The sequence below is a fragment of the Aeribacillus sp. FSL M8-0235 genome, from assembly GCF_038000355.1.
Lineage (GTDB): Bacteria > Bacillota > Bacilli > Bacillales > Aeribacillaceae > Aeribacillus > Aeribacillus composti.
In genome coordinates this window covers 208,915-231,461 of the sequence record NZ_JBBOBW010000001.1, presented here as the reverse complement: position 1 = coordinate 231,461, position 22,547 = coordinate 208,915, and the positions used below count along the sequence as shown (strand labels likewise).

General features: G+C 37.3%; 14 protein-coding genes and 7 pseudogenes. 8 read left to right on the top strand and 13 right to left on the bottom strand.

Annotation, left to right across the window (positions count from 1 at the left end; genetic code table 11):
* Positions 1-295: 295 nt before the first annotated feature.
* Positions 296-1,138, top strand: a complete 843-nt coding sequence (locus NSQ71_RS01265; RefSeq protein ID WP_340732459.1) for a LysR family transcriptional regulator — start codon at positions 296-298, stop codon at positions 1,136-1,138.
* A 1,468-nt stretch (positions 1,139-2,606) separates the two neighbouring features.
* Positions 2,607-3,983 carry an amino acid permease gene (locus NSQ71_RS01260; protein WP_327856024.1) on the top strand — a complete coding sequence of 459 codons (1,377 nt, stop codon included), beginning with the start codon at positions 2,607-2,609 and terminating at the stop codon, positions 3,981-3,983.
* Between the two features lie 323 nt (positions 3,984-4,306).
* On the opposite strand, the gene lacD is transcribed toward NSQ71_RS01260, so the two are convergent.
* Genes lacD through NSQ71_RS01230 form a run of 6 tightly spaced genes read right to left on the bottom strand, consistent with a single transcriptional unit; the run spans position 4,307 to position 9,352 of the window.
* Positions 4,307-5,302, bottom strand: coding sequence for a tagatose-bisphosphate aldolase (gene lacD / locus NSQ71_RS01255; RefSeq protein ID WP_066250387.1), 996 nt, complete (start codon positions 5,300-5,302; stop codon positions 4,307-4,309).
* Between the two features lie 13 nt (positions 5,303-5,315).
* The gene (locus NSQ71_RS01250) at positions 5,316-6,356 is read right to left on the bottom strand and encodes a galactitol-1-phosphate 5-dehydrogenase (RefSeq protein WP_066250383.1); all 1,041 of its coding nucleotides are present in this window, start codon (positions 6,354-6,356) and stop codon (positions 5,316-5,318) included.
* A 34-nt stretch (positions 6,357-6,390) separates the two neighbouring features.
* Entirely contained in the window at positions 6,391-7,737 is a 1,347-nt protein-coding gene (locus tag NSQ71_RS01245) for a PTS galactitol transporter subunit IIC (RefSeq protein WP_340732452.1), read from the bottom strand.
* A 25-nt stretch (positions 7,738-7,762) separates the two neighbouring features.
* The gene (gene gatB, locus NSQ71_RS01240) at positions 7,763-8,041 is read right to left on the bottom strand and encodes a PTS galactitol transporter subunit IIB (protein WP_066250377.1); all 279 of its coding nucleotides are present in this window, start codon (positions 8,039-8,041) and stop codon (positions 7,763-7,765) included.
* Positions 8,042-8,064: 23 nt separating this feature from the next.
* Complete coding sequence (locus NSQ71_RS01235) at positions 8,065-8,523, bottom strand: PTS sugar transporter subunit IIA (RefSeq protein ID WP_199757324.1); 459 nt, start codon at positions 8,521-8,523, stop codon at positions 8,065-8,067.
* Positions 8,504-9,352, bottom strand: a complete 849-nt coding sequence (locus tag NSQ71_RS01230) for a DeoR/GlpR family DNA-binding transcription regulator (protein WP_339198356.1) — start codon at positions 9,350-9,352, stop codon at positions 8,504-8,506. The genes NSQ71_RS01235 and NSQ71_RS01230 overlap by 20 nt, the downstream gene beginning before the upstream one ends.
* Before the next feature lie 132 nt (positions 9,353-9,484).
* On the opposite strand from NSQ71_RS01230, the gene NSQ71_RS01225 reads away from it, so the two are divergent.
* Positions 9,485-10,432, top strand: coding sequence for a 1-phosphofructokinase family hexose kinase (locus NSQ71_RS01225; protein ID WP_340732442.1), 948 nt, complete (start codon positions 9,485-9,487; stop codon positions 10,430-10,432).
* A 349-nt stretch (positions 10,433-10,781) separates the two neighbouring features.
* Here the strand turns inward: NSQ71_RS01225 and NSQ71_RS01220 are convergent.
* Positions 10,782-10,892: pseudogene (locus NSQ71_RS01220) on the bottom strand (AAA family ATPase); the annotation flags it as partial.
* A 33-nt stretch (positions 10,893-10,925) separates the two neighbouring features.
* Between NSQ71_RS01220 and NSQ71_RS01215 the strand changes: the two are divergent.
* The 3 pseudogenes from NSQ71_RS01215 to NSQ71_RS18435 all read left to right on the top strand — a co-directional run.
* A pseudogene (locus NSQ71_RS01215) lies at positions 10,926-11,450 on the top strand (IS21 family transposase); the annotation flags it as partial.
* 144 nt (positions 11,451-11,594) lie between these two features.
* Positions 11,595-12,639 (top strand): annotated as a pseudogene (locus NSQ71_RS01210) (IS21/IS408/IS1162 family transposase); the annotation flags it as partial.
* A pseudogene (locus tag NSQ71_RS18435) lies at positions 12,633-12,722 on the top strand (ATP-binding protein); the annotation flags it as partial. The pseudogenes NSQ71_RS01210 and NSQ71_RS18435, both read left to right, overlap by 7 nt.
* Here NSQ71_RS18435 and NSQ71_RS01205 read toward each other — a convergent pair.
* The 4 genes and pseudogenes from NSQ71_RS01205 to NSQ71_RS01190 form a co-directional block, all read right to left on the bottom strand.
* Positions 12,708-13,127: an FAD-dependent oxidoreductase gene (locus NSQ71_RS01205; RefSeq protein ID WP_082829569.1), complete on the bottom strand. Its 420-nt coding sequence runs from the start codon at positions 13,125-13,127 to the stop codon at positions 12,708-12,710. The pseudogene NSQ71_RS18435 and the gene NSQ71_RS01205 overlap by 15 nt on opposite strands.
* A 403-nt stretch (positions 13,128-13,530) precedes the next feature.
* Positions 13,531-14,655, bottom strand: coding sequence for an FMNH2-dependent alkanesulfonate monooxygenase (gene ssuD / locus NSQ71_RS01200; protein WP_063386476.1), 1,125 nt, complete (start codon positions 14,653-14,655; stop codon positions 13,531-13,533).
* A gap of 891 nt (positions 14,656-15,546) precedes the next feature.
* The gene (locus NSQ71_RS01195) at positions 15,547-16,188 is read right to left on the bottom strand and encodes a LysE family transporter (protein WP_063386475.1); all 642 of its coding nucleotides are present in this window, start codon (positions 16,186-16,188) and stop codon (positions 15,547-15,549) included.
* 471 nt (positions 16,189-16,659) lie between these two features.
* Positions 16,660-16,830 (bottom strand): annotated as a pseudogene (locus tag NSQ71_RS01190) (ATP-binding protein); the annotation flags it as partial.
* A gap of 145 nt (positions 16,831-16,975) precedes the next feature.
* Between NSQ71_RS01190 and NSQ71_RS01185 the strand changes: the two are divergent.
* Both NSQ71_RS01185 and NSQ71_RS01180 read left to right on the top strand, forming a co-directional pair.
* Positions 16,976-18,586, top strand: a complete 1,611-nt coding sequence (locus tag NSQ71_RS01185) for an IS1634 family transposase (protein ID WP_340732437.1) — start codon at positions 16,976-16,978, stop codon at positions 18,584-18,586.
* 89 nt (positions 18,587-18,675) lie between these two features.
* Positions 18,676-19,048 (top strand): annotated as a pseudogene (locus tag NSQ71_RS01180) (DsbA family protein); the annotation flags it as partial.
* 277 nt (positions 19,049-19,325) lie between these two features.
* Here NSQ71_RS01180 and NSQ71_RS01175 read toward each other — a convergent pair.
* Both NSQ71_RS01175 and NSQ71_RS01170 read right to left on the bottom strand, forming a co-directional pair.
* On the bottom strand, positions 19,326-20,636 hold the full coding sequence (locus tag NSQ71_RS01175; RefSeq protein WP_340732435.1) for an MFS transporter: 1,311 nt from the start codon (positions 20,634-20,636) through the stop codon (positions 19,326-19,328).
* A gap of 804 nt (positions 20,637-21,440) precedes the next feature.
* Positions 21,441-22,145, bottom strand: a pseudogene (locus tag NSQ71_RS01170) (transposase); the annotation flags it as partial.
* Between the last annotated feature and the right edge of the window lie 402 nt (positions 22,146-22,547).

The following is a 22,547-nucleotide window of genomic DNA, read 5'->3' as shown; positions in this document are numbered from 1 at the left end:
GCAGCAGAAAAAACGATCACCCAAAACTTAGTGAAACATCAGTTGTCCGGCTTTTTTATTTCTCTTGTTCCCATCCTTCCATCCTAAAATTCACATTATTGGACTGAAATCATGTTGTTCATTCAAGCTGCTTCTACATTCATCTGAAATTGACTTGTATAAAGATGAAAATTTATTTTTTTAATATTTCGCAAATTGTCTTCTATAAATAGTTTATGACCCCATTTTGATGGTGTAAAATAGAAAAAAATGATAATTGTTGTTATGAATCAATTTGAGTGATGGGGGAGAAATAATGTTTGAGCTACAAGATTTAAGAATCATTGCAACAATAGCAAAAAATAAGGGGATTACGAAGGCTGCAAAAGAGCTTGGATATGTACAGCCCAATGTTACGGCTAGACTAAATAAATTAGAAAGCTGTTTAGGTTTTCCATTATTTATAAGAACCAAAAAAGAGGTTATTCTCACACCGAACGGCAAAGTCTTTCTTAACTATGCTAATTTGATTTTAAATTTGTGTCGCGAAGCTGAAAAAGCAATGAATAAACTGGCAATCCCCGATGGAGAATTAAACATAGGCTCCATGGAAACAACCTCCTATGTACGTCTTCCCCACATATTAAAACAATATTCAGCTAATTATCCTAATGTAAAAATTAAATTGCAAACCGGTACCACAAAAGAATTAATAGATAAGGTCTTACATCATGATATAGAGGGTGCATTTGTTGCTGGACCTGTTAATCATCCGGATCTTATCGAAAACGTTATTTTTAAAGAAAGACTGGTACTTATCACCAATACTCCTGACAATCCTCTTAAAAACAAGGAATGCACTTTAGTTGTATTTAAAGAAGGGTGTTACTATCGAGAAGTGTTTACCAGAATCATGAACGACTATCATATAACGATTCAAAATGTCATAGAGGTAGACGCCGCACAAGCTATTTTAAATTGTGTTCGTGCAGGAGTTGGAATTTCTTTGATTCCCGAGTCTATGTCAAAATTAACAAAAAGTCTATACACATATCCCATTGATAAGGACTACGTAAACGTAGATACTGTGTTTATCACTCGTAAGTCACTTGCCAAAACATTAGCTTTTAACAAATTTGTTGAACTTTTAACTCTATAAAAATGAAGCAACAAGTTTTTTCAAGAAAATCATGAATGATTGAATTCATAAAATAGCTTTCTTTTCTTTTGATAAGTGACTCCTTTCCTCTTTCGATTTCAAATTTTTCGGTATTTTTTCTTTTTGTCAGATCCAATAACTTTTTTCGTGCTAATTGTTATTTGAAAAACTGTCGAGGACCGTGTTTCAGAATCAATGGGGTTTCTGTTTTTCTTCACAGCGGTAAAAAGGCCACATCATGCGGGAGAGGGAACATCTCTTAAATATCTATAGCTTATCAGCCTATTCAAGTAAGCAAAAAATTTTAGATGGATGAAATTCACAAACCTTGCAAAACCTTTTAGAGATTGTATTAACATCTTTTAATTCGAATTTTTAATTAATTGGATCAGCTGTTCATATTTTACGTGTGTGATCAACACAACTTTAATTTTGCCTCTCCTTTTGCACCAATTTTTACCTAAATCAATATTTGTGAAATGCAGTTTCAATTTTCTAATCTTGAAAGGGAACTGCCACGAATTTCCTGTCTTCCAAATATAAACACCACTCTGAACAAAATTTATGGTAATATATTGAATATTGCAGCATGTTTATTTTATAGCTACTGCACTATTTATCGCATAAGAGGCAGGATACTGCTACTCTAATCGAGTAAACGAAAGTCAAGAAGCAATAAATAGACAATAAAAGGTTTTGTTTCACTTTTCTCATAGTCACAGCAAAATCGTGATGCTCATCAACCAATAGCGAAACATTTTAAAAATATGGCTTGTACTCTATATAACACCTTGTCCATGAATCTTTGGCATTTTTCTCGATGGATGGCAAGCGGTTGAAGTCTAGACTTGCCGCTATTTTTGTATTATCAAAAATTGAGGTGCTTGTCTCGTTTTTTTGTGCACATTTTCACAAATAAATTCAGTTTGACTTGTTACATTAATTTTTGAAGCAAGGTTTCACTTATATTTTTTACACTTTTTCAACTGTGCCTTGCTTGTAATACTTGAACTTTGTTATTTTTTCTGTTCTTAAACAAACCGTGCCTTCATTACATCTGTCAATTTCCCAGCCGGTTGTAATAGAAATTGGCTGATTTCTCGGAGTATTTATTCGCGATTTTGCCTTACATGTTTGTAACCAGTAGTGCAGGAAAACTTGAATTAAATAGTTTATCTATAGGTTTATTTGATTCATAATAACGGAAGTAAGGAAAATGATTTGAACATTTTTCCTTTGTATCATTCAACAAATTGAACGTCTAAATTTGTCGTTTTATACAAAAAGAAATTGAAATATAGTATGATAAAATTTATTCAAATCTAAATGTAAGCGTCACAATTTGATTATCAAGAGGAGTTGCGGGGAATAATAACTTAAATTTTTCGATCATGAAATCTGACATATGATGACCTTCGCAACAGATCATTGAAAGGGATTTCATTTATAAACTTAAGGAGGAACGATCATGGAAAATCAGCTGCAAAGAGGTTTAAAAGAAAGACATATTACACTGATTGCATTAGGTTCTGCAATCGGAGTCGGGCTATTTTTAGGATCTTCAAGCTCAATCAAGCTGGCAGGTCCCGGTATAATGTTATCCTACCTTTTCTGCGGAATCATTTTATTTTTCATTTTAAGAGCGTTAGGAGAAATGGCTGTCCATCATCCCGTTGCCGGTTCATTCAGCCAATACGCCAATGATTATCTTGGTAATCTGGCAGGATATATTACAGGGTGGAATTATTGGTTTGTATGGGTCATTACTTGTATGACCGAGCTGACAGCCGTTGGAATCTATATGGAATTTTGGTTTCCGGAGGTTCCGCGATGGATTTGGATTCTGGCAGCATTAATCATCATGATGAGCTTTAACTTTCTTCAAGTCAGTGCTTACGGTGAGTTGGAATTCTGGTTTGCCCTAATCAAAATTATTGCGATTATCTTTATGATTATTATTGGCTTAGCCATGATTTTGTTCGGATTCGGCAATAACGGAGTTCCTACAGGAATCAGCAATTTGTGGGAGCACGGCGGCTTTCTTCCTAACGGTCTTGAAGGTGTCTTAATGTCATTTCAAATGGTTATGTTTGCCTTTCTAGGAATCGAAATGATCGGCGTAACAGCCGGTGAAGCAAAAGATCCGGAAAAAACGCTGCCTAGAGCCATTAATTCTACTTTACTTCGTATATTAATTTTTTATGTGGGTGCGTTGTTTGTCATTTTGTCCATTTATCCGTGGAATGAAATCGGGACAAGTGGAAGCCCCTTCGTTTTAACCTTTGACAAAATCGGTATCCCGGCCGCAGCAGGCATTATCAACTTTGTCGTTTTAACCGCTGCCCTTTCCTCCTGTAATACAGGAATTTTCAGTTCGGGACGTATGTTATACAACCTTTCCCATAATGGACAAGCTCCGAAGGCATTTGGCACATTAAACAAAAAAGGCGTTCCTTTTAGAGGGGTTATGGTTACATCAGCCGTTTTATTATTCGGAGTTCTGCTCAACTATTTAGTACCGGCTAAAGTATTTACTTGGATTGCATCTATCTCAACATTTGGCGCTTTATTGACTTGGTTTATTATTTTATTAGCACAATGGCGATTCCGAAAATCGATTACACCTGAACAACAAAAAAATATCAAATTTAAAACCCCGCTATACCCGTTATCCACTTTCATTGCAGGGGCGTTTCTCATATTTGTCGCAATTCTGCTCGGCTACTATCCAGACACAAGAATCGCCTTAATAGTCGGTCCGCTTTGGGTTGCCATTTTAGTCATTGCATATTACGCTGCCAACTTGAATAAAAGACAAAACGAAGCTGAAGTGAAAGAGACTTGATCGTTTTGGACAGCGGTTCGCTATCGAATATAGTATTTTCAAATGCTTATAAGTTGTTCGCTATCGCCAACCCCTTATCAATAGTTAAACATATTAAGATTAGTAGGGGCTATCTAAAAAGACCATTTTAAGGTAAAATACACCAAAATTAAAGCTCTAAGAATGCTGTAGCAACAACATTCTTGGAGCCTACTTTTAGATTTTGGGACGTAAATACCACTTTTCGGTCCGCTCTTTTTCGAAAATGATACACTATTTATAACAAAATAAAATGATTAAAGATAGAATCGAATTTTTTCAACAGAGAGGCTGTCCAGAAAGATTCACAATTTGGCTGCAACTTTTTCTTTCCAAGAACTCGCTGTCGTTTGAAGGACTTGATTGAGCTCCTCAATGTTTCTTCTACCTTCTGTTCTCATCCATTCTCTTCCTTTTTTTTCTCCTTCATTTGCAAATACTTTTACACCACTTTTCCAAGTTGCCCGTCCGCATAACACACCGTTAAATGTAGAGCCAGCTTCTTTAGCAAATTTTAACGTTTCCTGAAACAACTTCGCAGAAACGCCTGCGCTTAAGAAAATAAAAGGTAATGGGGTTACTTCGCTTTGTTCTTTGAAGAAACGCAGCGCTTCTTCACGTGAATACACAGTTTCTCCTTCGGAAAATCCTTCTACGAAATTCATATTTACCGGAACTTCTACTTTAAGGACATCCACATGATATTGTGATTTTGAAAATTCCTTCATTGCTTCAATGACTTTGTAAGGTTTCACCTTGGCATACTCTATTCCTTTTTCATCTTGGATAGCAGCATCATAAGTTACGATTTCAAGAAAAAAAGGAATATCTTCCGCCATGCATTCAGAACCAATCCGTTCAATGTAGACATGTTTGTACTCATTAATTTCCGCATCTTCATCTACGTCATAATAAAGCAAAAATTTTACGGCATCGGCTCCCTGTTCCTTTAAGCGTTTGACGGACCACTTATCAAGTAAATCTGGCAGGCGACCAGGTTGAGAGGCATCATATCCAGTTTTTTCATAGGCAAGAATTAAACCTGCATGTTCATTCCTTTTTCGGGATGCTGGCAACCCGTATTCAGGATCGAGTAATATCGATGTAGAGAAAGGGGTTAACTCCGCAGAAACGATTTCTTTAAACTTAATTATATCTTCATCGCCAGCTGATGTGTTTCCATGTGAAGCAATCATTTTTTTCAAAGAACCCCGTTGATCTATGGCTAATGCGCCAATAATATGATTTCCATTGGATAAACGTTCGAGTGCCTCAATTTTAGAGCGACTTAATGTAAGCATGAGTACCTCCTGTTTAATTCTCATTCATGTTATAGAGAAGTTTTATATGTTTTGAATCCTTTTCTATCATTTTTTGGAAAGGCTGTTCTTTATCTTCTAATTTGAATTCTCCGGTGATTAATGGCTGTACATTTATTTCTTTTTCAGCCATATATCTTATCCCACTTTCCCACTCATAACCAGGAAACGGGCTGCTGTAAGACATCCATGAACCTGTTATTTCTAATTCACCGCGGAGAATTTTCTCAAACACTTTTGGCGGAAAGAGGATGTCTTTGGTACATGTGCCAATATAGACGACTTTCCCTCTTTTTTTAACAAATTCAACAGCTTGAACTTGAGTCAACGCACTACCTGCTGTTTCATAAACGATTTCAGGCAGGTCATGAGTAGAAAAATAATCTTTTAAAGTTTGTTCCTTCGGATTAATCACTACATCTGCCCCGATTTGCTTTGCTATGCTGATCTTATGCGGATTTAAATCCACTACAATAATCTCTCCTGCACCTTTGGCACGGAGCGTAAGCAATGTAAGCAATCCGATTGTACCGGCCCCTAAAATTAAAACTTTGGCTCCTGAATGAAGATTGACTCGATCTACTCCATGGATAGCAACTGTCAATGGCTCAACCAGCGCAGCCTCTTTTAATGAAAGATGGTTTGGGATTTTTATACAATTCCTAGCCGGCACCTCAACATATTCTGCCATTGCACCGCTCTGTCTTGAGCCAATAAAACTGTAATGGGTACACATCGCAGGCTCCCCTTTTTGACAAAATTCACATTTTCCGCAAGGTACAAGAGGAGCAACCGCTACGCGGTCTCCACGACTTACAGATGTTACGTTTTCACCCACTTCCTCCACAATACCGGAAAATTCATGCCCCAATATTTGTGGAAATGAATGAACTGCGCCATTAAAATATCTCGGAAGATCTGATCCGCAAATACCGCAATAAGCCACTTTAATAACGACGTTTCCTAATCCAGCACGTGGTTTCTCCATTTCTTCCAGACTAAAAGTTTTGACATCTACTACACTTAGCGCTTTCAATTTGACCACTCCTAAAAGTATCTTGGGTGCTTATTTAATTACTATTCTCATCTGAATAGATGGTTTTCTTCTTATATTTCATAAATGTGTACCCGAAACAGAACGCATAAATGAGAAAGATGATAAAGAATCCTATTCCCATTTCCAGGCTAAACCCTTTGGCTAGCAAATAGGTAATGGGACTTCCTGATTGGTCTAGAGATGAAACACGTTCTCCGACATCCACCAAATTTACACTTTGCCCTAAAGCGGTTTGCAACGATATCATTTGGTTTGCAATCCAAATCGTAATAAACATAATAATGGAGCCGGAAATAAGTGTTCTAAAGAGGTTTCCTTTGTGAATTGCTACCGCCATCGCCACAAAGAAACCGATCGTTGCGAGATCACCGAAAGGTAACACTTGGTTTCCGGGAACAATAGCAGCAATTAAAACCGTCAACGGAACAAATAGCAAACTAGCTGATATGACTTGGGAATCTCCCAGCAGCAAAGCAGGATCCAAGCCGATTTTGTAGTTGCCGCCGCTAAATTTTTTGTCAAGCATTTGTTTGGCAGCATCTGAGATAGGTAATAAGCCTTGCATAATTAATTTTACAACCATTGGCATAAGCACCATGACACTGGCCATTTGTACAGCTAATTGCAGCGCTTGGCCGACAGGATACTTTGCTAATAATCCAATAACAAATCCAAGTATGGCACCAATGATGGTTGGTTCACCAAAAACACCTAATTTTTGTTCTATTTTTTCACCGTCAATTTTAATTTTGTTTATTCCCGGTATCTTCTCGATTAAATCATCAATTGGCGATGCAATAACTCCCATATATGCTGACGTTCCGTGCGGTATTGCAATTCCTTCCAAGCCGAAATAATTATCTGTGACTTGACCAAACATATCCCCCAATTTATAGGCAATAATAGCATGGACAATAATACCAATAATGCCGAAAGTGAAATTGTCGGTTGCCACATATACAATCGCCCCTGTAAAAGCCATATGCCAAATATTCCAAATATCTACGTTAACAACTTTTGTCATCCGTAAAAGAAGCATCACGATGTTAACAGCTATGGCAATCGGGATCGCAATTAATCCCATAGCAGAAGCCCATGCCATAGGCGATGTTCCCGGCCATCCTAAATCAACAACTGACAGCCCCAAATTGAAATTGTCTGCCATTGCTTGAGCTGCAGGTCCCAAGTTTTTATTAAGCAAATCAACGACTAGCCCAATTCCGACAAATCCGATTCCAATTGTTAAACCAGAGCGTAATGATTTACCGACACCTTGCTTTAACAGCAAACCAATTATAAAAATAATGATCGGCAGCATGACGCTAGCACCTAAATCAACAATATATTGGATAACAGCCATGTCAAATCCCCCATTTGGCAAGCATTTATTTAAGAATATCTAAAATTTGCTGTTCTGTTTTTTGAACGTTTACTCCTGAAATAAACGCCACTCCATGAACAACTGGGACGCCGAAATCTTTCGTTACTCTTGCAGTAGTAACGATTAAATCGGCTCCATCTTTTTTAGATTCAAGCTCATTCATTCTGCATTGTATAATTTCTGCATCTATATTTTCCTTTTTTAATAATTCTCTAATTTTTTCGGCAGCCACAGTAGAAGTTGCTACAGCTCCACCGCAAGCAACAATTATTTTCTTTTTCATATAAATTACCTCCATCCATTTATTTATAAAAATTTTTTAATGATCGTTTCCATCTCATCGGAATTTTTGCTATTAAACAACCCTTTGATAAATTCTTCTTTTTTGATCGAATCGATAAGCTGCCGCAAGGTTTCCAAATGTTTTTTTCCGTCTTTAATAGCCATCAAAATGACGATGTGGATGTCAATGATATTCTCATCGCTTCCCCCCATTTCAGCAAATGTTACCGGATTTTTTAAAGTTGCAAAAACTAATCGATCTTCATTAACTAGAGTTCCATCTGTATGAGGTATGGCTACTCCAGGGTTCACTGGTAAACCAGTGGGATATTCTTTTTCTCTCTTTAAGAGTGCTTCAATAAAACCATCCTTTACAATTTTATCCTCCATAAGAGCCTGTCCTATCGTTTCAAATAGTTCTTTTTGGTTGCTAACATCTAAATCTTTTATAATATACTTGGAATCAATCATCGTTTTCCTCACCCCCGGATGCTCCTTTTGCAATCACTACCTCAACATTATGCTTTAATATTTCCGATTTAATTTCTTCATCAATATCTTTATCAGTGATAATAATATCTACATCGGAAAATGTAGCAGTCTGGTTAAAAGCGGTTGTTCCGAATTTACTATGGTCTGCAAGAATAATTTTATTTTGGCAGTGTGACATCATTTCTTTGGAAATTTCAGTTTCTCCAATATGGTGATTCGTAATACCGCTAAAGCTGTCAATACCTCCGCAGCCAAAAAAACCAATATCAACATATATGTTTTTTATATTGTTTGAGGCAAATGGTCCATAAAGGGAATCTTCATTTTTTCTTACCATCCCCCCCAAAATCACTAAATTAACTGAATCACTCCGCAACAATAAATTAACGATTGGAATTGTATTCGTGACAACGGTGATATTTTTTAATTTTAATAATTCCTCCGCCAAGAGGTACGTTGTTGTACCATAATCGAGATAGATAATATCGCCGTCTTCAACATGTTTAGCTGCCTCTTTTGCAATGGCTCTCTTGGCTTCTAAATTTTTTGTTTTCCTTCTTTCATAATCTGATTCTTGATTAGGCAAATCCAAAACAGCTCCGCCATGAATTTTTTTGATTAATCCTTCTTTTTCCAATTCGTATAGATCTTTTCGAATTGTTTCCCTAGTTACTTTCAACATTTTGCTTAAGCTCAAAATCTTTACTGCTTTCTTTTCTTTAAGAATTTCAATTATTTTTTCTTTTCTTTCTGCTGCATTTAGCAATTTATCACCTGCTTTCCTGTAACCGTTTTCTATATTATAAGCCAATTTAGTCATAATCGCAATACTTTTCTTTGCATTTTTTTGCTTTTTTGATTAAAAAACCAATATTTTATTTGCATTTAGCCTTAATATATTGCTATTTTTCTTTGCAATTGCTAATATACTGATATAAGGAGAGTGTATTCCATGATCCATTTAATTTGTCCCAATCCGGCTATAGACCGAACACTATTAGTCAAAAACTTTTCTCCTTCCACCCCAAACAGACCATTTGAGGTGAAGGAATTCCCTGGTGGAAAGAGCTTCAATGTGGCATATGCTATAAAACAGGAAAATCCAATGGCCGAGGTTTGCATTCATACGATAATCGGCGGACATAATGGTAAATATCTATCTGATTTAGCCAAAAAACGCAAAGTAAATCTTGTCATTACAGAAGTTATGCAAAATACAAGAGTCTGTAATATTGTTGTAGATACGGAGAAAAAAGTAATCTATCCCATTTATGAAAAAGGTTTAAGCTTAACAAATGACATTTTGAAGACATTTAGCCAAAATATTGCAGCAAACGTTAAGGATAATGACATTATTGTATTTTCCGGTTCATTGATGAAAGGTATGCCTGACAATTATATTGCAGAGATTTCAAAAAAGTTAAAAAAGAGAAATGTCAAAATTTTTGTTGATACAAGCGGAAAACCTTTAGTAGAAGCATATAAAGAAAAACCATATATGATAAAAATCAATGACGAAGAAATTATGGATCTATTTCCGAAAAAAAAACTCAACACTATCCAAGACTACCATCAATTATTATCAGGTCAAACTAACATACCGTTTTTTATTATTACTTTAGGAAAAAAAGGTGTTATTGCCAAAATGGAAAATGAATTTTTTTATTTAAAAACAAAAGAAATAGAAGCGAAAAATCCAGTTGCATCTGGTGACTTTTTTTTAGGTGTCTTGACTAATTGCATTGATCAAAATATTCCGTATGAGGAATCACTGAAATTAGCAATTTCTTATTCAGCAGCCAATTGTTTAAACTGGTATCCAGAAGTAAGAAAAGAGGATGTTAAAGCAATTTATTCAACAGTGAAGGTGGAAAAATTGCCAAAAAACCCTTTGTCTTAATAAAGAGATAAATTTATTACTGCAAAGTTCTCTATCACGTAGCGAACAGATGAAAGATGTAAGATGGCTGGCAATCCAGACAAACAGAATCATGTTGAATATAAAACAGCAATTTTTCAGGAGACTGTCCAAAAAGTTAGGATTAACTGACTTTTTGAGCCCCGAGTGTAAATTAGCACATTATTTCAGAATCCCTTTTTCCAATTATTTCGGACGGATTCGGAAATAATGCGAATTATTCCAGATTTTGCAGATTATATCCGAACGTTTGCATATTATTTTGGATGATCAACTAGAATGAGGATAGAGTGGGATGGAACACAGCAGAGGCCGATCGGCCCCTGCTGTGTTAGTACCCTATTTCTTCGGCTGCCATACGCACGATATCTTCGTCAATCATATCTTTTTTCCATTGAGCGCCGTATAACAGGCAAGTAGTGGCGAGGTTGTTGATTGATCTGCGGCGATGGCCTGAACCCACCATAGGGCTCGTATGTATATGTCAACAAATGGCGAAACAGATTTAGAGATTAAGAGTCTTGAAGATTTACCAAAATTCAAACAACTAATGGAGCATTTGAAGATGAAAATAAATAAAAGTCAATTAGCAAGAGATCTGGGTGTAGATCGGAGAACCATAGATAAGTATTTAAAAGGGTTCGTTCCTAAACGGACACGAAAGAAGACTTCGAAAATTGATGAGTATTATGAAACGATCGCAGCCCTCCTTTCGGAGGATTCCAAGCAGTAATTTTATTATCGCCGTGTACTATGGCAGTACTTAAAAGATAATCATGGATTGGATTGCACAGCATCCACTTTCCGGGCATATATGCGGAAAAGCCAGAGTTTAAAGCTCTTTGAGGAGGACAAACGATTTCCTTCTCCAAAAGGTACTGCACGATTTGAAACACCGATAGGAAAACAAGCACAATTAGATTGGAAAGAGAGTATTCCTTTTGAAACAAAGGATGGTCAATTGGTTGAAATCAATGTAGTCGTATTAATTCTTTCCCATTTGTTTATTGCAAAATAAAAATACAGAGTTCTGCAACAAAAAAATGCAGAACTTGATTGCATAAAAAAAGGTTTGCCAGTTCCCAATATCCCCTCTACATGTTTAGGTTGTGTACAGACTTAAACAGGTGGAGGGAAAGAAAGGATGCTAGCAATGCCTGCAGTTAATTATATCAAACATTTAAGAGAAAACGAAGACTTGTCCATAAATGAAATTGCAAGAAAAACAGGACATAATTGGAGAACCGTGAAAAAATATGCGGATGGTGATTTATCTGAACAAGAAGTTGTGAAGAAAAAACGTGGAATAATGTATGAAAAAGGGTATGGAGAAATAGTGGATTGTTGGTTAGAGGAGGACATGAAACTAAATCGAAAAGATCGGAGAACAAATCTAGCGATTTTTGAGCAATTGAAAGAGGAATATGGGTTCGAAGGTTCGTATCGAACTGTCTAGAGTACCCTCCGGGTGAGGCACAGGGTGATTTTGGGAACATGACCACTGTGAAAGACGGGGCTTATAAAGACGTGAAAACGTTGATTTTAAGCTTTTCATACAGCAATGCAGCGTTTGCTTATCCTCTTCCTTTGAAAATACAGAGTGTTTTTTAGAAGGACTAAAACAACTGTTTCACCAAGCAGGAGGAATTCCAACGTATTTGAGAATGGATAATCTAGCTGCCGCCATTGTGACGGTAGGAAAAGGAGACCAATGGGAGTATACGGATGCCTTTCTACGGTTCCAAGCGCATTATGGGTTTAAAGTTCAACCGTGTAATCCGGCCAGTGAACATGAAAAAGGAAACGTAGAAAGAAAAGTCAGTTATGTACGGAATCACTTTTTTGTCACGGCTCCTATCATGGAGGACTTCAAACAACTAGCTGAGTGGCTGAAAAAGAAGATGATCGAAGATCGGAAACGCCTGCATTATGAAAAAGGTGTCAGCATCGAAGAATTATGGCAAGACGATCAAAAGAAGCTAAAAGTGTTGCCATTAAAAGATCTTCCAATCTTTTCAATCGATACAGTCAAAGTAAATAAATACGGTGAGATTAAGGTCGATGGGGAAAAGTTTGTGATTCATAAAGTCCGGATCAAGCAGTCCTTAGTGATGAAGAAAGAATGGGACCGATTTATCTGTTTTACCAACGATGGGGAAATAATTTTCCAAGAATTCCGTCCGTATATGACGCCCATATTATCGCCTTCACAGGAGAAAGTTATCGTTTAAGAAACGCCCTTTCTTCTGTGAAGAAATCAGATTCCAAATAATAGAAAATGAGCTTGCAAGCCTCTGTAAATTTTACTGCAATTATCTGTATTTTTTGCTTGCAAAAACAACTCAGCAAGCTGATTGACACTTTCATATGTTTGTTGTAGTACCCTTTTCATCCATTTCCGTTCAGAAAGAAACCCACCTAAGGCTTCACGGCTTCTCATCGCTTCTTCTCTTTTCTCTTTATCAGGCGGTATATACCATACTCCATTGCCTGAAGGAGCCGTCGCCCCGCTTGTGCCGCAATAACCTTTATCCACCAAGATAACCGTTGCCCCGTTCTTTTTGGCTGATAATGCAGCCCAAGCACCGGCAGGCCCACCGCCTATAACAAGAACATCTGCTTTAAAACTTACATCATATATTTGATTGATTAATTTTTCAGAATGATTGAATGCCATTTTATCCATCCCCTTTTCATCATTTAAAATCGTTTTTTACTTTTTTAAACTGAAATTCCCATAAAAAAATGAAAAGAGACTTCCATAAAATGAAGGAAGTCTCCAGTCGTCTGGTCAACTCATACTAAATCCCGTAATTTTCACTAATTGATCCACTTTGGAGCTGCTGTTTTCTGTAAAGCCAAACCTTTCCTTGCTGATGAGCTGCCCGCTTTCATACTGTCTTATTTCAAATTAAACATATTTATTTACTTTGGTTTTAACCAAAAAGAGCCGCTGTCCTCTATGTGACAGATGAAAATCTTTCTGCATCATCCTATAAGAGACATGATGGTTATCACCAATTAAAATCAAGCATCTTCACAATCCTCTTGTTGTCACCTCAAATTGTTTAATGAACCTGTTATTTCGCAACAGCCGATTTGATATCTCCTCCGAATGGGCTAAGGAATGTCTTCTGATGAGAAGTATCCTTTTTATCAATTGGAAGTTTCGGGAATAATAATTCCGCTGTTCTATAGGCTTCTTCTAAATGCGGATAGCCTGAAAGAATAAAGGTCTCAATGCCTAAATCAGCGTATTCTTTCATACGGGCAGCAACCGTATCAGGATCTCCTACTAGCGCCGTACCTGCACCGGTCCGTACCAATCCAACACCGGCCCAAAGATTTGGACTCACTTCTAATCTTGTACGATCACCTTCATGCAAACTCGTCATTAAGCGCTGGCCTTCCGAATCCATCCGCTTAAATACTTTCAACGCCTGCGCAATAGTTTCCTCATCCACATGTTCAATGAGCTTATTGGCAGCTTCCCATGCTTCCTCTTCTGTTGGACGGACAATGACGTGCAGCCGGATGCCGAATTTCACTGTTCTTCCTTGGGCAGCAGCGTACGCCCGCATTTTATTGATTTTTTTCTCCACTTGTGCCGGTGGTTCTCCCCATGTTAAATAGACATCGATATGCTTTGCCGCCACCTTCATCGCAGCAGGTGAAGATCCTCCAAAATATAGCGGCGGATATGGTTTTTGAACTGTCGGGTATGGCAATTGCCCACCTCGAATTCGTAAATAGTCTCCTTCTAAATCAACTTCTTCTTCTGTAAATAATTGACGCCAAATGGTTAAAAATTCATCTGTTAACTCATATCGTTCATCGTGATCTAAAAACACACCTTCTCCTGCAAGCTCGACCGGATCTCCGCCAGCCACCACATTAATTAATAACCGACCGTCAGAAAATCGATCCAATGTCGCCGACATGCGTGCTGCAAAGCTCGGTGACATTAATCCTGGCCGCACCGCTACAAGATACTTTAAATTTTTTGTTACGGGTGCAAGCGTTGAAGCGACAATAAAGCCTTCTTCACATGTTTTTCCTGTCGGAATTAACACGCCGCTATAGCCTAAATCATCGACAGCCTGTGCAATTTGTCTGCAATAGTTATAGGTTGCAGGACGTGAACCTTCTTGATGATTTAATTGACGAAAGTCGCCATTTGTGGGAATAAACCAAAAGATTTCCATTTATAATTCCTCCTTGAATATGGACGATTAAATATGTCTTGAGGTGCTTAAAATAAAAAAGGAGACTCCCTTAAAAATGAAAGGAAGTCTCCAGTGGTCTGGTGGACAAATGATTGTCATCACTTCATCAGCTTGCGATTGGACTTTATCATGTATCCATGCAAGATATGCTCAGATTTCCAATCAGTGATTATTTTGCTTCTTGTGCTGGTATGCTCTAAGGTTAAAGAATCGCCCAATTGATAAACAAATAAATCCAGATAGCTTTGCAAATTCGCTGTTCGACATGAATGAGATATTCCATTTCAAAGGGAACGGAACGTCTGAATGTATTTCCGAAAATTATGCAACCGAAACATAGTATTCCTAGTTGATTACTAGATATTATATAGCTTGGATTTTTGTTTTGTCAATAACCAATACGTGTTTTTTTAATGTTGCACAAGCAAAACGCAACAAGCCGAATAATCAATACGTGTTTTTTAAGGGAGAAAATGCACTTCTCCAAAAATACTTGGCGAATCGTATTAAAGTTTGTTTTGCCGGAAGCAATGTATGAGACTCAAAGAGTTAAACACTTATGACTCTTTCTCAACTTGATCCTTTCATCGCTTCAGGAGATTCTCCTGTGTTTCTATTGCTCTTCCTTGAGCTAATGGGAAATAGAGCTACTGCCGTATCACCGATTTTTTAGATTCAAGTGTTAATGATGTTTTATCGAATGAAACTGAAATTCCTTTATGATTCACCGTTTCATTACCACGAGGAAAGCGTATTTTTCAAATCAAAATATCGTTCCGTGATAGAAGGAAGGACTAAAATGGAAGATGCAGTTTTTTCAATTTCGATCCAATTCGAACCTGTTACACTAATGTCATTATTTATTTGCACCTACCAAAACGGATAGTTCGCTTGTAATGTTATGAGAAATTTATAGAGAAAAGTACAACCGAAACCAAACAACAAAATTCCGGCAATAATCGAAACAGTCATTATTGCTTTTTTATTCATTGCTTTTCGTGTAACCGAAATGATAGTAAGAAGTATAATGTCATGTACCAATATTCCTGATAAGATTCCTAATGCAGTAATAAAAAAATCAGCTGTATTCGCTTGAGAAAATGAATCTGTCAGCACTACACCAAAAATTGATATCCAAAAAATTAAATTACTTGGCGAGATTGCAACAAGTATACCATTTCGATATGTTTTTCCAATCGATTTATAAGTTGGTTCGCCAATCATTGTCATATCGTGATTTGCATTTTTTATCGAATCATAGGCTAAATAAAATAAAAAAACAGCGCCTAGCAGCCATAATGGAATTTGTATTAAAGGGGCCGATAATAGGGGAGCCAACCCTAAATAAATGGCAATAATTAAAAGAAAATCAACTGTCATCCCGCCTAACCCCACCGCCCAACCATGTAAAAAACCATGTTTAATCCCTTGTTTAGTCATTTCAATTGTGATGGTTCCTATCGGTAAAGCAATCGTTAACCCCATTAAAAAGTATTTCAAATATATTTCCATTTATATAGCCTCCTAACTTATTTTGAAAATAATTTTTTGTTTATAAGGAACAGTTTTTAAAAAATAAATATGTCAGGCAGGACAAATGGAAAAGTTAACCTTTTTATTGTAATGATACTGACTCGGTAACGTCAATAATTTTGTATAATGCAAGATAAATAAAGTACCTCTGATGGAAATTTAGAATAGAGGGCTGTTTTCTTCACACAATGCGGCTAAATTTTAAGTCTCCTGTACGGTCTTTTTGCAATAATGGTTCATTGCAACATTTACCAAACATTTGCTGAAAGACTTCCTTTGCTTCGGTACTTCTCTCTACTTTTGCTCTGCCCATTTCTCATGAAAGTTTATATCATCAAATATACAACTTTTCCCCACGATTTCTAAACTGCTCAAATGCCCTGTTTTTTGCAAGCAAAAAATACAGAGAATTGCAGTAAAAAATACAGAGGCTTGCAAGCTCATTTTCTATTATTTGGAAGCTGATTTTTTTACAGAAGAAAGGGCGTTTCTTAAACGATAACTTTCTCCTGTGAATGCAATAATATGGGCGTGATGGACAAGACGATCGACCAAGGCTGCTGTTAAGCGATTATCCCCAAATACTCGATTCCATTGTCCAAACTCTAACTCAAGTTTGACACCATTTCACTACATGTGGATAACAAAAGGTGATTATACCAATAGTTATCCACTTTTTTTATCGAAAATATAATCATTATGTAGTGTTATGTGGATAACTTTTGTATATCCAATAATATGTAATATATGTTATACTATTAGTGCTATGTATATTCGAATTAATAAGCAAAAAAATAAAAATGGTTCTGTTCGTCAATATCTACAAATATGTCGTACATTTCGTGTAGACAATAAAGTTCGGCAACAAACGCTTTGTAATCTAGGGAGGTTAGAACATTTATTAGAGAATGGCTCTGTCGATAACATAATCGAGGGATTAGCCAAATTTTCAGAGCGTTACTTTGACCGAATTCACGGGCAAGGCTCTTCCTCTTCTGTCTCCGTGCTTTGGACAAAAGAGTTTGGGCCGGTTTATCTGTTCCGAAAGGTATGGGAAAAGTTAGGGCTTGGTCGGCTATTACGTAAAATCATGGATGATTCCGAGGCTGCTTCTCGGTATGACGAAGCCATTTTTGCCATGGTGTTAAACCGTCTCATGGATCCCAATAGTAAGCATGATATCTTCAAACAATGGATCGACACGATTTATGCAGAAGGTCTTTCAGACATTCAACTCCATCACTACTATCGTGCATTAGACTTCTTAAGTGAACAAAAAGAAAAAATTGAGGAACAACTTTATGGACATTTAACCGATTTAACCTCATTAGAAGTAGATATCGTGTTTTACGACACGACAAGCACCTATTTCGAAGGAGAGGAAGCAGACGAACTGCTGGCTCACTATGGTTACTCCAAAGATCATCGTGGAGATCGAAAACAAGTCGTGATTGGCTTATTAATGACCAAAACAGGGATTCCGATTGGGCATCAAGTCTTCCCTGGAAACATGCATGATACGAAGACATTTGGCATGGTGGTTGGAGATCTGAAGAAGCGCTATCCTATTCAGAAAGTTATTCTAGTGGGAGACCGCGGAATGGTTAGTGAAGCCAACTTAGATCAAATTCGTGAACTGGGCATGGAATATATTGTGGGTGTCAAATTACGAAAGTCGAAGAAAGCCCAAGAGCTATTATCCATCCGTGGGCCATATAAGAAGGTTCTCCCGAATCTAAAAGTGAAGTCAAAGAAAATCGATGGCGAAACGTATGTACTCTGTTACAATCCGGACGCTGAAGAACGTGATCGAGCGAGTCGTCAAGTCGTGTTAGAAAACCTTCAATCGAAGCTTGATGAACTCGGTCCATCTGGACTCGTCAAAAACCGTGCGTATTCCAAGTTTTTAACGATAGAAAAAGCATCGGCCAAAATTGATGAAGAGAAGGTATCCAATGACGAAAAGTTTGACGGAAAGTACGCCATTCGGACCAACTCGTCATTAACGGATGAAGAGGCAGCACTTGCCTATAAAGAGTTGTGGAGAGTGGAACAAGCCTTTCGTAACCTGAAGTCGAATCTAGAACTTCGCCCGATGTACCATCGAGTGGAATCTCGTATTCGAGGCCATATCATGGTTTGTTTCCTTGCGCTTGTCATGGAATCCTTTTTGGCCTATAAGCTAAAAGAAATAGGATGCCAAACAAGTGTAAAGGATATTTTGCATGATGTAAGCCAGGTGAAGGCCTCGAAAATACGCGTGAATGGTGAAGAGCAAATCGTTCGTACAGAATTACAAGGTCAAGCAAATCTAGCATTTGAAGCACTTGTCACACAAGCGCCTCCTAGAGTATTAGAAAAAAACACGTGCCACTAACAAGTGTAGTGGTACGTGTTGTGGGTAAAGTCCAAAACACCAGTATTTTCGGGCTTTTCTTTAGTGTACTCTGTCAAACTTGAGCCATGGAAAAGAAGCTGAGATCAGAGAAACTGCTTTATGCGTACTTCACAGAATCAAAGCACTTGGGCGACCATGAAACACTTGCAGATATCGCAGAAGCAGTAGGAATAAAACGACAAGAAGTAGTAAAAGTTCTTGAGGATAAAAACGCTTATGCAAATGATGTACGCATTGAGGAAGCAATCTCGCAGCAATATGGCATTCGTGGGGGTACCGTATTTTGTCATCAACCAAAAATATGCGATCTCAGGTGCCCAGGCAACTGAAACATTTGTAAACGCACTTAATGTAGTATGGCAAGAGGAATTCTCTGCACCAAAATTCCAGGATCTCTCAGCAGAAGGAGTGGAAGATGCGAGCTGTATGGATGGCAACTGTGAGAACCAAATAGGCAGTCGAAAATCTGACAAGAAGATTCTTACAGGAATTGGAGCTATGCATATAATAAAAAAAGGACAACTTCACCAACAGGTGAAGTCTATCCAAAATCAATTAGAATTTACACATAAACTATTCGTAAATAGCTTCATGATAGAGAAGAAAGTGATTCAACCAGCTTCTATATTCCCGAAAATTTCTTTTTGCATTAGAACCGTAATTCCTGGTTGCTACCTTGGTCTACCACGAGTACACTGATAAAATTGCCTCTGGCGATTCACGCTTTAATTTTTCGTGTTATTATTCCATGCTGAGATGATTCCGAGGCTGCAGCTTCAATTGGTTCTAGATCTGTAAGCAGGAAAGTATAGCTCAAAATCCCAACCATTAAAATAGCTGCTGCTAACAGAAATGCGTACATAAAAGAGCCTGTGGCCTGAACGATAAATCCCGTGGCAATTGGCGCAACAATTGCCATTGAATTGTTTCCAAAGGTCAGAAGTCCTGTCAAAGTTCCTACACTTCCCTTAGGAGCAATAAAAGTAGGGATGCTATAGGCAACCGCCGACGTAACTACAAGACCACCAAGCGCCATTGAAATCCAAAATACAGCAATATTTGGGCTGTGGGTAAACGCAGCACCAATGATTGATAAACCGAAAAGCATTCCTGTTACTAAAAATATTTTGGTCACACGCGTTCTATTGTAGCCTTTATTGATGAGACGATCCACGAGCCAGCCACCAATGACAAGTTCTACTATTGTACCAACAATCCATGGAATCGCCGAGTACCAGCCGGATTTCAATATTGACATGTTCATCTCAGTTGCAAGGTATCCTGGAAGCCAGGTTAAGAATAAAAACCATGAATATCCATAGGCTGCAAATCCAATAATGACTGCCCAAACTTTTCGTTTTGTTAATAGGTAACGTAAATTTTTCATTACATTACCTGAAGTTTCTTCTGAACTTTGTGAACCACCTTCGGTAATATATTTATATTCTTCTTTTGTCAAACGTTTGTCTTCATGAGGTTCACGGTACCAGACCCAAAACACAATGGCATAGACCAAACTGAGAATGGCAGTTGCCAAAAAGCCGCCACGCCATCCCCATTCGGTAATGATCAAGGCTATCAGAGGAGCACCAATTGCATTGGAAAGTTTAGACTGCGAATCATAGGTAGCTATAGCCCTCCCTCGTTCATTTCGAGGAATCCAGTGACTGACTGCCTTGGCCGCAGATGGGAAATATGGAGCCTCTCCAACCCCCAATAAGACTCTGGATAATATAATTAATCCCCACCCATTAGCAACTGCAGTTAAAAGGCAAGCTACTGTCCATATAATTGTAGCTATTCGATTTACCCATTTAACTCCTATTTTGTCCAATAAAGGTCCCACAGGAAGTTGAAGAATGGCGTACGACCATGCAAAGGCAGATAAAAAAATTCCCATCTGACCTGCCGTCAAATTAAATTCCTTTTGCAATAACGGCATTGCAACTGACATGTTGATTCGATCAAAATAATTCACGACCACACCAATAGCAATTAAGATTACGATTGACCAACGATGTCTTTTCATACTTTTCCTCCATTCACCAAAATTATTTATCCAAATCATTCATAGGTATGCGCTTTCAATTATTGCAAAGCATTCGTATGTAATACGCTTCCGTTTAAAAAAAATAATCTAAAGTATAGTTTTAAGCTAAGAATATTTCCTAGTGCAGTTGCTGCCTTACCGAAGCCTCTGTCAAAGCTGACACGAAAACTTCACAGGCAATATGGTTGGTTAATCCAGTTGCTGTTATTAGCAAAGTGATAATTGGATTTGGATTTTGCGAAAAACTTAATTAGTAAATAAATCTTTAATATCGCCTTTATAAAATTAGTACGACCGGCTATAACGATCTAGTAGAACGATCTAATAAAATTCCAAAATCCGCATTTTTACGACTATCTATTATGTTTTGAAGAAGTATTCAACATAATATGTTTATTTTTAAACTCAAGTTCACAGAAAATAATGCAGAAAAGCTATCTCATTTTTTTACTTCAATTCTTAATGATTTTGATTTAAAAGCTACGAATCGCTCAGACGAAGATCTTATAAAGTGATTAATCTGTTTCTTTTGGGTATCGTTCAAAACTTTTACTTGGAACTAATGTAAACAACAAGCTTTTTCTTTTTCTATCTAATTTTCGGTAGAAAAATTTTCCATAATTTATCACCTTCCTTTGTTATCCAGTAACTTGATTCCATTTGCAAGAATACGGTTACATTATTCGGAACTTGAATTCAGTATACTTAATTAACTCACCTTTCGCAATAATATTTTTTTAATTTTTTCAAAATTCAATATTTGACAACGTTTAGCGCCCTAGTAAGCTGGTCGTACCCACCATCCATTATCAGGAAATCAATTTTAGAGTTTGTACAACTCTTTACTTGTTCAATTAATTGTGGTGCGACATCCCCATCGTTGATATGAGCAGGGGTTACTTCAATCGCCATTGGTAATTCACTTTTGGTGTCAACGGAAAGATGCATCTTATAGCCAAACCAAGTAATTTTATTACCGAAGGAATCAAACTTTGCCCCCCAATTGGCGTTGCCTGTTTGTTCACTTCGCTTCTTAGGCTGCTTCTTTTCGTAAGCATCAATGGCGGCACTGTCGATAGCCTGATGTTTTCCATCAATTACTCCTTCCTCTTGAGCTAACTGGACGAGATCTTGAAAGATTCTTTTCACGAGTCCAGTTTTGGTTAGTGAAGAAAATACTCGGCTAAGAGTAGAGATGGATGGTGCAGGCCTGCTAATATCTAAACCACATTGGTAACGAAAACGCAGGTCATTTTTCAATCGATTGTGAAGAGAAGTAAAAGTATCAATACCTTCTAATGGGGCAGCGATAAGAGCCCTTAATATCCCTTCTTTGGAATGTCCTTCAGCCCCTTGGGGTGAAGAACTTTTCAATTGTTTAGCATAAGGACGCAAATCTAGAGCACTAAAAAAGATCGGTAATTTCTCTTTTGACTCTAAAATTTGCAATTCTTCAAAGGAAAATAGACTTTCTTGTAGAATATACAAAGTGACTTCCTCCTTGTGGATTTTTGTGGTTTGGTCACTTCAAAATTCTACAAATAAGGGGTGAAGTCCTTTTTTATGCTTTAGAAAACCTTATGGCTCTTGGGTTGAAAAATGTGCAAAATGCCCGAATAAATAAACAGCAGAATTTTTTGATGAATATTACCAAATTATTTTAACAACGTCTACGATGTAAAGTTCCGAAAAAATTTTTAGAATATTTTAATAAATGGTATTGCGAATCTAAAAGGATTGTTATAAGATAATGATAACGTTTCCAATAGATGGGCCTTGGTTCTGGTATATGGAAACAATTTAGAATGATGATTTTGTAAGGAATAGGGGTGAAAACAAAAGAATAGCTTCTTCTCGCAGGGAATTCAAAAAGATCTTTTGTAGTTCCCG